Raw genomic sequence first — 12,849 nt, forward strand, 5'->3', positions numbered from 1 at the left:
GGCTTTGAAAGTCTTCGCATGTCGTACCTGAACGTCATCGCACGCCTCCCCATCCATATCCATCGTGGTCGATCTCGTGCGCCGGGACACCGATCCAGGTCTCTCCCTCGGGAACATTGCTTAACACCGCGGCTCCCATTCCCACGGTTGCGTAGGCTCCCACGGAGGTCCGTTCACGGACGCTCGAATTCATCCCCAGGTAGGCCGCCCGGCCGATCCGGACTCCGCCGCCCAGCGACACCCCCGCAGCGAAAGTGGCGAAGTCCGCCACGTCGTCGTCGTGCATGAATGTCACTGACGGCATCGCAACCACGTGGCATCCCAAGGTGACGGAGGCAGTGAGCGTGACGTTCCGGAACAGGATGCTGCCCCTGCCCACCGCGCAGCCCTCCGGATACTGCACGGAGGGATCCACTGCCGTGGCGTAGCGCGTCTCCCGGATGCCCAGCAGTTCAAGGCGGTCCACTACCGTTTCCCTTTGCCGCCCGGATTCCATGCACACCAGCATGAAGGCGTGGTTGTACCTGCGGGCGTCCTCTACCGTGCCCAGCACCGGAGCCCCGTCCACCGAGACGCCGGCCATTTCCCTGTCATCGTCGAGCATGCCCACAACGTCGTATTGCCCGCTGTTTCGGACCATCGCCAAGACCTCCCGCGCGAGTCCGCTGGCGCCCACCAGAATCAGTTCACTCATACACCGGCCTTGCCCGCTGGCAGCACTGTCATGGTTGCTCCTTCCCGTCCCGGGTTTCACCGGTGTGTGCCAAACTAGCCACACCGGGAGCCCTGACGGGGAGGCCTTGGGTTTTTGTGTGGCTGGCAGGCCTAAAGTGTGGAAACTGCGGGTTTTGCCTCGGCAGCCTTGGCCTACAGAACGGGCAGGACATACGGCTCGGCGGCAGTCGTCCCCTTGCCCGCGGCAAGGGCCGTCAGCTGCGCCCGGGACTCGACGCCGAGTTTCCGGTAGATGGCCGTCAGCCGAACCTCCACTGTGCGGACGGAGACGTACAACGTGGCGGCAATTTCCTTGTTGCGCATCCCCCGCGCCACCATCTTGGCCAAGGCCCGCTCATGGTCGCTAAGCAGCAGCATCGCCGGATTGCCCTGCGGGCGGACAGGCTCCATGCGTTCGTCCAAAAGCAGGGCATCCACGTGCTGGGTCCACGCATCCGCCCCGGCCTCGTCCAGCATGACCTTTGCCCTCAGCAGCGCATCCCGTGAGTCGCGCAGCCTTCCAAAAGCATGCAGCCGCTCCGCGTAGCACATCAGCGTCCTGGCACGTTCCAACCTGTGCCCGTTCCTCGTTTCGACGGCCTGGCTGAAAAGCTGGAGTGACTGCTCTCCGTCTGCCAGCATCGCGCGGCTGCGGGCCACAGCCATCATCAGCCACGCCGACCGAAGCCCCACGGAGCGGCTTTCCAGGCGCAGCAACGCCTGGGTAGCCTCGTGGTGGCGGCCCAGCCGGATCAGTGCCTCCACCAGGTCTGCCTCACAGCGCAGGAGGGTGGGGTTGCCGAACTGCATGCCGATCTCGGCAGCCCGGGACAGTTGGGCCACGGAATCTGCCAGGTCACCCCGCAGCAGTGCGAAGTGGCCCTGGCAGGCGGCAAGCTGCGCCATGAGGGCCGGGTGACTGTCTGCCGCGACCCACCGGTGCGCCTCCGTTGCTGCGACTCGGGCCTGTGCGTCATCACCCAGGGAGTGCGCGCGCCAAACCCGGAAGAGGTGAAGCCGTCCCCGATGGTAGGCAAGCTCAGGTTCGGACCGTTCGAGTTCGTCAATCAGCCTGATCGCCGCACGCACATTGCCGGCCCGGATTTCGTTGTCCACAGCCAGGAAGGCCGCCGTTTCCCGGCAGTTATGGTGTCCCGGTTCGGCCGAACTGCGCACCAGGGCAAAAGCTTCGTGGGCGCTTTCGTAGTGCTCTGCATAAGTAAGGGCCCGGCCGCGCACCAGGAGGCCGGCAACGCCCGCTGTCCTGGTCTGTTCGTACTTCCGCCCGAGGGCCCCCATGTCACCGCTGACGGCATCGATCAGCAGCCTGGCATGGTCGGCCATGGCCAGGGAGTGCGTGGAAGCCGAACCCTGGAATGTGATGCCCTGCTTCAGGAGGTCCAAGGCTTCCTGAAGTTCCCACCGTTCTGCATAGTAGAGGGCGCATGTGGCCAGGAGGCCGGCGGAATAGGAGGGGTCCTCCGGTCCGAAGTCCTTGATAAGCCGAAGCACCGTGCTGGAGCGGACCGCTGCCCCTTGGGCAAACTGGATTTTGAAGGACAACCCCATGAGCCGCAGGGTCAGTGCGGGGTCACGGGTCACCCGCTGCGCCCATTCGAGATAGCGCTGTGCGTAGACGAACTGGCCGTGGTCAAACAGCAGCTCGGCCACGCCGGTAAGGCGCGCGGCAGTTTCCGCTTCCCACGGATTGATGGCCAGGGCGCGCTCGATGTATTCCACCGCGAAGGGCACTTCGCCGTCACGGACCAGGTCTTCAGCATGGCGGAGCAACTGGAACGGGGTGTCCCGGTCCAGGGCGGTGTAGCTCAGGTGCCATCTGTACGCGGAAGGGTCGGTGCCCCTGGCTGCTTCCGCCAAGGCGCGGTGATTGGCAGTGCGGACTCCCGGCAACATGGCCGAGAATACGAATCCCCGCAGGAGTTGGTCCCTAACCATGAGATGCGGTCCGGACCGGTTCACCATGCCGGCAGCCAGCAACTCCTCGATACTCGTCCACACATCCGGGTCAATTTCCTTGATCGTGGAGATGTCGCTGCGGAATGACAGCGAGAGCAACTCCAGGACGTTGCGGGCACCGGAGGACAACGCGCCTACGGCTGCGCCGAACTCGGCGTCAAAGCTGCCCTTGGAGGGCAGTGGGACGGGCAGGGCGTACTTGCCCTCGGCGTGCCGGTCCAGCAGCAGTCCGTAAAGGTCGACGGCGGCACGCGGGTTTCCCCCGGCCGCTGCGGCAACGGCGTGCACTGCCGCCGTCGTGGTCCTCTTGGCCGGGACGCCCTCCAGCATCCGGACGGTGTCGCTGTAGTTCAGAGGGCCAAGACGCAGGGCCGGAAGGCCGCTGAACGGGCTCTCGGGGGTATCCTCACGGACGCCGGCAACCAGGACGATGTCCGTTCCGGTCAAACGCCTCGCCATGAAGCCAAGCACTGCCTGGCTGCATGCATCCAGTTGGTCGGCATCGTCTATCACAACAACGGTGCGAAAAGAGGACCGCTGGTGCAGTCCGTTGATTAGCATGCTGGAGACAGTGGGCACGCTCATGGCCCCGGTGGTGTCCTGCAGGAGCTTATCGCCAATCCGACTCAGGACCGGATCGTCCATGTCGTACAGGAGTGCCGTGATTCCTGACAACGCCCAGTCCGATTCAGCTGCAGTGGCGCCCAGGAAAACCGTCCGGTAATCGGAGAGGGAGGGAATTTCTGACAGAAGGGCCGTTTTACCGATGCCCCCGCGGCCGATCACGGCCAGTGCGGTGTCCTTCGGACCACGGATGACCGAAAGGATGCGGTCCAGTTCTTTGCTTCGGCCGATAAGTGGCATGGCGTCCCCAATTCGTCAAAGAAGGAGACCGCATTCTTGCACTGCCGGTTATGTTCCGGCTCCCGCTCCCCCAGAGCGGGGTTTGCCGTACATGCGAATATAGTCCGGCAACCAGCCGACACACCACACCCTTGCCGCTGGATTGCATCAAGATTGGACCCTGTCATCGATCAAGTCCTGCCAGGGGCACCCGGTTCCACCGGCTCTTCAGCCTTAAAGGAAGGGGTTCCGGCCTGCCATGTACTGGCTGGCCGGAGCCCCTCCCTATTCAGTTGTCTGTTCAATTGCTATTTAGTTATGCGTTCCTGCTAGGCGGCCGGTTTGAGCGCCGTCCGCCAGGCCGCCACGGCCCGGGCGGCACTAAGGGTCCAGGTGGCTGTTCCGCTGGCGCCTGCCGTCGGCTGCGGTTTGTCCGCCAACTCCGCAATTTGCCCTGCCGCAGCCTCCCAGCGCTCGGTCCAGCCGGAAGGCGGGGTCACCACCGGTGAACTGCAGTCACATGCCACTCCGCCGATCAGCATGGCACCGTTGGTTGCCGTCGTAACGCTGCCCACCGTGATGCTGGTGGCCGAGTAGCTGGTGTCGGCAGCGGTAACCACTGAACTGTCCAGTGGTGTGGTGTTGTTGACGCCGCGGTAGGCGGTGATGCCGCCGCCCCACTTGGCCGCGGAGCTGAGGGTCCAGTTGTACGTTGACGGGTCCGAGGCACCCACTACCTTGTAGTACGCGAACGACCGTGCCCCTGATGTGGACGAACTGTTGATCGACTGGCCGTTGACGATTGCCGTCCAGCCGGCCGGGGCGGTCAAGGACGGGTTGAGGTCCGTAGTGATGGCCGCAACCAGGACGTCCCCCGCAGCGGTGCCGGCGGGAACCGGCAAAGCCGCAGTTGTCACGGCGGTTCCGGAGTTTGCCGTGCTGGAGTTCACCACGGTGATTCCCCCGGTGGCCGGGGGCGGGGCCGTCCCTACCGTGATCGTGGTGCTTGCCGAGGACGAGCCGCTGCTGTTGGTCGCCGTCAGCTTGGCCGTGTAGGTGCCGGCCGCCGTGTATGAATGGGTGGCATTCTGAGCGGTGGATGTGCCGCCGTCACCGAAATCCCATGCCCAGGAGGTGGGCGCATTCGTGGAGGTGTCAGTGAAGGTGACGTTCAGTGGCGCGGCGCCCGAGGCGGGGTTGGCGGTGAAGGAAGCAACGGGTGCCTGGCCCGCGGGCGGCGCGGTGCCCAGCGGCCGGTCCGAGAACCAGTAGCGCTTGGCCACGTTGTCACTGGCCATGGCTACCAGCCCGGTGGTGTTGTTCACGCTTTGCTTGCTGGTGGTCACGTCATTGATGTTCGACGACGACGCAGCCTGCATGATCGGCGTTCCGCGTCCGGACCCAAAGACAGGGTTGTCCATGGACGCGGTCTTCTCGTAGATGCTGCCCGCTACGCCGGAATAGGCACAGCCCGAAACCGACGTGGGCGGCGCGGTGTGAAACTCCCGCACCAGGTTGTTCTGCGTGTCCAGCACGATCTGCGGACGGGATACGCAGTCGCCGGTCGCGGCAATGGTGGACTGCGTGAACGCACCCGTGCCGGGCTTGAAGACCAGGAGGATCAACTGCGGCAGGGTCTTGTCGCTGGAGATGTCATTCAGGCTCGTCTTGACCGCCGCAAAGACCCGGCCGCTGGTGTCGGCCTGCAGGGTCTTCAGGTTCAGGTGGTCATCGGACTGGCCGTTCCCGCGCAGGGCCGGCTGCACTTTCCAGGAGGACGCCGCGGCATCCGAATCCTTGTGCGTTGCCCACCAGACCGTATTCGCCAGATGGTCGCTCCACATCACGCCCACCTGGCCGTTGCCGAAGGCCACCACAGCCGAGATGTCGTCGGGAGCAGGGTGCGGGTTGCTGACGGGAAGGACAAACGGAGTTCCCCACGAGGTTCCGCTGTTGGTGGCGGCGTTCATGTATACCGTGTTGGTAAATCCCGACGTTGAGTTCCCCGCGACTTGTGTCCAGGTGGCCCAGACCCTGCCGGTGGTGTCCTTGTCAATGGTCATGGACTCACTGGAATTGTTGGTGATGGTGGTGGGGAAGCCGCTGTCCAGGGTGTATTTGCCGGCCGCATAGCTGTACCGGTAGAGCTTCGCCGGTGAGCCGGAGAGGGATGGCTTGGGAGTCCCGTCACCGGTGATGGTCACGACGTGCGAAGCAATGTAGAGGTGGGATCCGTCCCACAGTGTGTCCGCCAGGGTGGTGCCCCTGGTGTCGTTGACCACTCCGGTGTCCACCCAGGTCTTGGTTGCCCGGTCCAGCCGGAAAATACTCCAGCCTGTTCCGGACTTCCACATATCCGCCCACCAGGAGCCGTCATTGAACCACAGCTTGCTCTGTGGCTTGTCCGAGGTTGGCGGATTGGACACCCCTGAGTAGGCGATGCTCTGGGTGCCGTAAACGGTGTCGGCCACTGCCGCATTGGGCACCCCGAGGACCGAGGCTGCAAGGACCAGGGCAACGCCGAGGGCCTGGCCCGTCCGGCTGAGAAAATGGCTGCGTCTGAGCTTCATAAGTGAACTCCTGGGGCATAGGAAACAAAATGGGGGAACGTCCGCCCGTTGGCCCAGTCCACAACAGCCCTTCAGCCCCCAAGTACCGAGAAGCGTATGCCTGGACTCCTGAGGGGGCAATGCAGGTGGCTTACCTAAAAAGCGGTTTTCCGCATCCCCTACCCAACGCTTTTTCAGTCTTACGCAATCCCCTATACCTAATGAATTCCACCATCCCCGAGCCCTTTACTTGCCCAATAGGGGTGAACCCTAGGTAAAAAGCGAGTACCTACTACTCGTGATACCCGGATTAGGTAGGGGGTAGTCTTCCGGAACGGCCAGAGGATTGGCGATGGGTTGCTGGGGGACAGCGACCAGACCCATGACCGGATTAAGCGTTGATGCCGCGGCTAAATGGCCGGCAGGCATTGTCAAGAATCCGAACTGTCATGAAGTGGTGAGGCAATTGTCGATTTCGCCCCAACTTCCAGCTCTGTTCTCGGAGCCGGGACTTTTATCTCCACAAGCCTCAATCAGCGTGGTGATCCCCACCTTGAACGAGGAAAAGAACCTTCCCTGGGTTCTTCGCCGGATGCCCTCCTATGTCGATGAGGTGATCATCGTGGATGGGCGTTCGCAGGACAACACCGTAGAAGTGGCCAAAGCACTGCGTGCCGACGTGGTGGTGGTTAACGAGACCCGGAAAGGCAAAGGTGTGGCACTCCGTGCCGGCTTTGCGGCCGCGACCGGGGACATCATCGTGATGCTGGACGCGGACGGAAGCATGGACCCGCAGGAGATTGGCTGGTTTGTTGCCCCGCTCCAGCACGATTTCGATTTCGTCAAGGGTTCCCGGCACGTAACCGGTGGCGGGTCCGAGGACCTGACACGGTTGCGGAAGGCCGGCAACAGGGCGTTGACCGGGCTTGCAAACGCTGTTCTGCACAGCAACTACTCCGACCTCTGCTACGGGTACATCGCGTTCCGGCGTGAATGCCTGGAGGTCCTTGAATTGCAGTCCGACGGCTTTGAGATCGAAACCGAGCTCATTGTCCGCGCCGCAAGGGGGGGCCTCCGGATCGCGGAGGTACCAAGCCTTGAGCTGGACCGGATCTCCGGGGCATCCAACCTCCAGACGTTCCGCGACGGGTGGCGGGTGCTGCATACGCTGGCCCGGGAATGCACGCTCTGGGAGGCGCCCACGGCGGGTGCCCGGCCCGAAGCGCTTCGCCGCGTGAAGTACACCTACTCCAACGTCCGGTTCCCAAGGCTCCCCGTGGATCCGCACAGTGTCCTCGCGCCGGCAGTGAAACCGCAGGAAACCCGGATGGCATCGGCGGTGACGCAGCATGCTTGACCGTGCCAAGCCGCTGTCCGTGACAGTGGTGATCTGTGCCTACACCTCCGAGCGGTGGGGCATGCTGCTGGACGTCATCGAATCCGTCCGCAACCAGACGTTGTCTCCGGACCAGGTCCTGGTTGTCATCGACCACAACGAAGATTTGTACGAGCGGCTCGTCGAGATCGTCGACGACGTTGCCGTAGTCGAGAGCACAGGCCTTCCGGGCTTGTCCGGGGCCCGGAACACCGGCGTCGGACTCGCTGAATCGGACATCGTCGCCTTCCTTGATGACGACGCCGAGGCCGCGCCGGACTGGCTGGAACGGCTGGTTGCGCTGTACGACGACCCCGACGTCCTGGCCGTGGGCGGGAAAGTTGTCCCCCTTTGGGAATCCGGCCGTCCAGGCTACTTCGCCGAGGAACTGGACTGGATCGTCGGCTGCAGCCACCGCGGCCTGCCCCGGGTGGCATCGGAGGTCCGCAACGTCATCGGCGCCAACATGTCCTTCCGGCTTGAGGTGCTGCTGCAGGTGGGTGGCTTCAACCAGTCCCTTGGCCGCAAAGGCACCTTGCCGCTGGGATGCGAGGAGACCGAAATCTGCATCCGCTCGCGGATGGGAATGCCGGGATCCCGGATTGTCTATGAACCCGCGGCACTGGTCCACCACCACGTGCCAGCCTCCCGCGGAACGTGGCGCTACATGCTGTCCAGGTCGTGGTCGGAGGGCCTGTCCAAAGCGCAGGTCAGCCAGCTGGTAGGCCACAAACGGGCACTGGGACCGGAACGCCGCTATGTCCGCAGCGTGCTTCCCCGTGCGGTGTTCACCGGCCTCAAATCCTGGGGGCGCGAGGGCAGCGCCGATGGGCTGGGCCGGGCTGGTGCGGTAATCGCGGTCCTGGCCTGCACGGCCGCCGGATACTTCCAGGGACGCCGCCTCCAGCATTGGACCGGCCCCGAAGAAGAGGGCCAGGTCCTGGTCCCGGCCGGCCAGTGGAGGGAAGTCCAATGAGCGAAGGCGCCAGCCAGGTGCTCGAGGAGCTCCGGGGCGAGGCACTGATCCTGGTGCCCGCCATGGAGTCCCGGTTGCCGCCGGTCTGGCCGGGGGCAAGGTGGATCGGGTCGGTGGACCTGGAGGACCTTGCGGACTGCTCCCGCTTTGAACTGGAGAATCATGCTGGATACGAACGGGCACGGCTGCTGGTGCGCGCGTCGGGGGCTGTGCGGGGATTTGTCGATGTGCCGTCGCCGGCGGGAATCGTGGACCGGGCTGTCTTCGAGGACGCCCTGGCGGCCTTGCCTCCAGTTCCGTCGTTCCCCCCGGCGGTAGCCGCTCCGCACATCACGGTGGTGGTGTGCACGAGGGATCGCACCGAGCAGCTGCGCGGTGCGCTGATGACCATCCTCGCCTTGGACTACCCGCATTTTGATGTCGTCGTGGTGGACAACGCGCCGGCAACGCACGCCACCGAAGAACTGGTGTGCCAGGAGTTCCGGGACCTGCGGGTACGGCTGGTGACGGAACCCGTTCCGGGCCTCTCCCACGCCAGGAATACCGGCCTCCGCCACGCACGGGGAGATCTCGTGGCCTTTACGGACGATGACGTGGTGGTGGACAGGTCCTGGTTGCGGGAAATCGCGGCGGCTTTCGATGCTGTCCCGGGCGCGGCATGCGTGACGGGGCTGGTTCCGGCGGGGGAACTTCGGACACCTGCGCAGGGCTACTTCGACTCCAAGGTCAGCTGGTCACGGAGCCTGGTTCCGCAGGTCTACTCGCTGGCAGACCCACCCGCCGGACTTCCGAAATTTCCCTTCAGCCCCGGAGCCTTCGGGACGGGGGCCAACTTCGCGCTGAGGCGCCAGGCAGCCCTCCGCCTTGGTGGTTTCGATCCCGCACTGGGGGTCGGAACCCCAACCGGAGGAGGCGAGGACATTGACATGTTCACCAGGGTGATCCTCGAAGGACACGCCCTGGTGGTCCAGCCGGCGGCCATCGTCTGGCACCGCCACAGGGACGGGCTTGAAGACCTCCGGGTGCAGGCCCGCGGCTACGGAAACGGGCTGGGGGCATGGATGACCAAGGTCATGATGGATCCCCGGACGGCAAGGCTGGCGCTGGCCAGGAGCTGGGGGGTGGGCCTTGAGTTCCTTAACCACCGCGCGCATGCCATCCAGCCGGCGCTCCAGGGCCCCCCGGTCCATGGGTCCCTTGAGGCGCAGGCCGCCAGGCTCGTCTGGCTGCAGCTGCTGGCTGTGGCGTTCGGACCCTACAAATATCTGCAGTCGCGCAGGGCCGCGGGCAGCTAAGGCAACAGTCAGCAGGTGTGCTGGTCGCGGAGGCCCGCTCCGCCGGCGGCAAGAACTATCCAGGAGTTGAAACAGTATGGCGCTTCTCATCAGGGGTGACGTGTCCGGCCCGATGAACTCCCGCACTTCACGGCGGCACGGGCCAGGCTATGCCGAATACGTCCTGGCCCTGCTCGCTGCCGTGACGGCGGTCCTGATCCTGTTCGACGTCGGCGGTGAGTCCATCGCGGGTGCCAAAATCCTGGTGTGCCTCGCCATCCCGGGCTGGGCCCTGGTGCGCTGGGTCCGCCACGTGGATCCTGTTGCACGCCTGGTCTTCACGATCGTTGCCGGCGCAACTGCCTTCGCCCTGACCGCTGCCGTCATGGGGTGGCTCCAGCTCTGGAACCCCCGCCCCGCCGCCGTCGGCATCCTGCTCGCAGCTGTGGCCGCCATGCTGGTACCGGGCCCACGCACCCCATTGCCCTCCGTTGCCCGGCTGCAACGTCCGCAGCCGGGCACCTACGTGCCGTGGCTGGTTTTCGTGGGTGCCATGGTCATGTGGGCGGCCACGCTGGGATTGACGAACCCGCACTTGGGGGACCTGGGGCTCCTCGCCGCGTTCCCGGTCACCTGGTACGTTTCGCTGGCGCTGGTTGTCGCGTTATGCATCTGGAGCACCGCCCGTCCCGGCCAGCATTCCGGATGGCTTCCGGGAGCCTCGCTCACCGGGCTGGTGGTCATCCTCTATTCATCTGCCGGCCTGCTCACCAGCGTCCCGCGGCTGCCCTGGACGTACAAGCACATCGCCGTGACAGACCTGATCCAGAGCACCGGCCAGTTTGACCCGAATATTGACATTTACAACCGCTGGCCCGGGTTCTTCCTGTTCAGTGCGTTCCTTGGCGAATCGGGCGGCTACAAGGATGCCCTGTCCTACGCGGGATGGGCGGAGCCGGTGTTTGCGCTGATGAACGTGGCACTGGTCCTCGCAATTGCCAGGACTCTGACGAAGAACCGCCGTATCTACTGGACCAGTGCGCTGGTCTTTGCACTTTCAAACTGGCTGAACCAGAACTACTTTTCGCCGCAGGCCTTTGCCTACACGCTGCACCTGACCATGTGCCTGGTGATTCTCACCTTCCTTCGCGGAAGCCCGGCCGCCTGGGTGGTGTCGCTCGAGCAGAGGCTGGCAAACCGGTTCTCCAAATCCGCGCCCGAACCTGAGGAGATCAGGTCCTTCAGCGGCCGCCAGCAGGCACTGGCAGTGGTTGCCGTCCTGGTCCTGCAGGCGATGATCGTCATGAGCCACCAGTTGACGCCCTACCTGGCCATCCTGGGGTTGTTCCCGCTCTTCATGGCCCGCTACTTTAAGCCCGCGTGGCTCGCCCCGGCGCTCCTTTTGATGGCCTTGCTCTACCTTCTTCCCAATGCGGAGTTCGTGAAGGAAAAGTACGGCCTGCTGAGCGGCTTCGATTTCCTGGCGAATGCCGGTTACAAGAGCGTGGCCGGCGCGCCCGGCCCGTCCCTCCTGTCCGGCCGGTGGCTGGCCAGGGAGGCGCTGGCCCTGTCCCTGTTTACCGCCCTGCTTGCCGGGTTGGGCTTCCTTCGCAACTTCCTTCGCGGCCACGTCCGCACCACCCTGCTGGTGGGGACGCTCGCGGCAACACCCATCATTGGGCTGTTCGGAACGTCCTACGGCGGGGAGGGCCGGCTGCGGGTGTTCATGTTTGCCCTTCCGTGGCTCTCCATCGGCGCAGCCTGGTTCTTCTGGTCCGGCAAGCGCCCCGGCAGGAAGGCGGTGATGGGGGCAGCATCCGCGATCTCGGTAATGGCGGCGCTTTTTACCACCGTGTACTTCCAGAATGAGGCCAACGTACGGGTACCGGTGGCAGACGTGGCTGCCAGCCAGTGGCTGGATTCGAACGTCCAGCGCGGTGACGCCGTGGTGGAGACCAACTACCACCTGCCGCTGCTCATCGGCTCGCACTACTCCTTCTTCCTCCGCAGCGGCCAAATGATTTCCGTTGCACCGAAGCTGCACAGCGCCCTCGCGCCGTTTACGGGTGACGACATGCTGGCCTACGTCGACAAGACCCGGGCGGCGGCCAAGCTGCGGCCCTCGGACCGCGTCTTCGTGGTGGTCTCCGACCTGGAGCAGCGCACGTCCACCGGCGTTACCCGGAAGTTCCCCAAGGATGTCCTGGTCCCGCTTGAGCATGACCTGAACGTCGCACGTGGCACCGAGCTGGTTTTTGAGAACAAGTCCGTGAGGATTTACGAGGTTACCCGTGCTGACTGGGGAAAATAGGGGACGGGTGTACCAGCTGTCGCTGATCACCGTGACGTCGCTGTCCATCGTCGGGGCTGCCCTGCTGGCGCTCCAAGGAGACTTTTCCAGCGTCACAGAAGCACCCAGGGGGAACCTGCCCTCGTGGCGCCAGACGATGGTCCAGGACTTCGACGTACCTGCTCCTTTGGGAGCCGTCGGCCAGGTGTACGGCCCCGACATGAGGGGTTATGCGGGCTTTTCCGATTCCTCGGGCTATGGCACGTACAGCCCCGATGATGTCCTTTCGGTACACGACGGCTACCTGGACTTCTACCTCCACTATTCGAACAACAGCCCCCGGGTGGCCAGCGCCATACCGTTCGGTTACACCGGCCAGACCTATGGAAGATACTCCGTGCGGTTCCGGTATGACTCCATCCCCGGCTACAAGATCGCGTTCCTCCTCTGGCCTGCCAGCGACCACTGGAACGAGGGGGAAATCGATTGGCCGGAAGGGGGCCTGGATGGTTCCCTTTACGGGAACTCCGCGATCAGGGGGACCCGGACGTCCAACGGCATGCAGTTTGATCCCGGGGACCGGAAATACTCTTCGTCCAGCCCCGGCCAGTGGCATGTAGCCACCATCGAATGGAAGCCCGGCCTGGTGCAGTGGTTCCTGGATGACCAACTGGTGGACCAGACGACCAAACCCGAAGGCGTACCCCGCACGCCAATGCGCTGGACTCTCCAGGTGGAGACGGCCGACGACGCCACCAGTACTTTTCCCGCGAAGGACGTTGCCGGGCACATACAGGTTGATTGGGTGGTGCAGTATGCCTACGCACCGTAAACAAGGCCGTGGCCGCCGC

The 12,849-nt window shown here is 64.3% G+C and carries 8 protein-coding genes; 5 read left to right on the plus strand and 3 right to left on the minus strand.

Annotated features, from left to right (window positions below; translation table 11 throughout):
* Window positions 1-34: 34 nt before the first annotated feature.
* The 3 genes from VXJ37_RS15655 to VXJ37_RS15665 all read right to left on the minus strand — a co-directional run bounded on the left by VXJ37_RS15655 (window position 35) and on the right by VXJ37_RS15665 (window position 6,104).
* Complete coding sequence (locus VXJ37_RS15655) at window positions 35-694, minus strand: NeuD/PglB/VioB family sugar acetyltransferase (RefSeq protein ID WP_331323952.1); 660 nt, start codon at window positions 692-694, stop codon at window positions 35-37.
* Window positions 695-867: 173 nt separating this feature from the next.
* Entirely contained in the window at window positions 868-3,555 is a 2,688-nt protein-coding gene (locus VXJ37_RS15660) for a LuxR C-terminal-related transcriptional regulator (protein WP_331323954.1), read from the minus strand.
* Window positions 3,556-3,863: 308 nt separating this feature from the next.
* Complete coding sequence (locus tag VXJ37_RS15665; protein ID WP_331323956.1) at window positions 3,864-6,104, minus strand: PKD domain-containing protein; 2,241 nt, start codon at window positions 6,102-6,104, stop codon at window positions 3,864-3,866.
* A gap of 517 nt (window positions 6,105-6,621) precedes the next feature.
* On the opposite strand from VXJ37_RS15665, the gene VXJ37_RS15670 reads away from it, so the two are divergent.
* From VXJ37_RS15670 to VXJ37_RS15690, 5 genes are all read left to right on the plus strand, one after another.
* Complete coding sequence (locus tag VXJ37_RS15670; RefSeq protein ID WP_440589824.1) at window positions 6,622-7,440, plus strand: glycosyltransferase family 2 protein; 819 nt, start codon at window positions 6,622-6,624, stop codon at window positions 7,438-7,440.
* Entirely contained in the window at window positions 7,433-8,434 is a 1,002-nt protein-coding gene (locus VXJ37_RS15675; RefSeq protein WP_331323958.1) for a glycosyltransferase family 2 protein, read from the plus strand. The genes VXJ37_RS15670 and VXJ37_RS15675 overlap by 8 nt, the downstream gene beginning before the upstream one ends.
* Window positions 8,431-9,729, plus strand: a complete 1,299-nt coding sequence (locus VXJ37_RS15680) for a glycosyltransferase family 2 protein (RefSeq protein WP_331323959.1) — start codon at window positions 8,431-8,433, stop codon at window positions 9,727-9,729. The genes VXJ37_RS15675 and VXJ37_RS15680 overlap by 4 nt, the downstream gene beginning before the upstream one ends.
* A 76-nt stretch (window positions 9,730-9,805) precedes the next feature.
* Window positions 9,806-12,019, plus strand: a complete 2,214-nt coding sequence (locus VXJ37_RS15685; protein ID WP_331323960.1) for a hypothetical protein — start codon at window positions 9,806-9,808, stop codon at window positions 12,017-12,019.
* Window positions 12,000-12,830 carry a glycoside hydrolase family 16 protein gene (locus VXJ37_RS15690; protein WP_331323961.1) on the plus strand — a complete coding sequence of 277 codons (831 nt, stop codon included), beginning with the start codon at window positions 12,000-12,002 and terminating at the stop codon, window positions 12,828-12,830. Before VXJ37_RS15685 ends, VXJ37_RS15690 begins: the two co-directional genes overlap by 20 nt.
* Window positions 12,831-12,849 lie beyond the last annotated feature (19 nt).

The organism is Pseudarthrobacter phenanthrenivorans (assembly GCF_036455295.1).
GTDB classification, from domain to species: Bacteria; Actinomycetota; Actinomycetes; order Actinomycetales; family Micrococcaceae; genus Arthrobacter; species Arthrobacter phenanthrenivorans_C.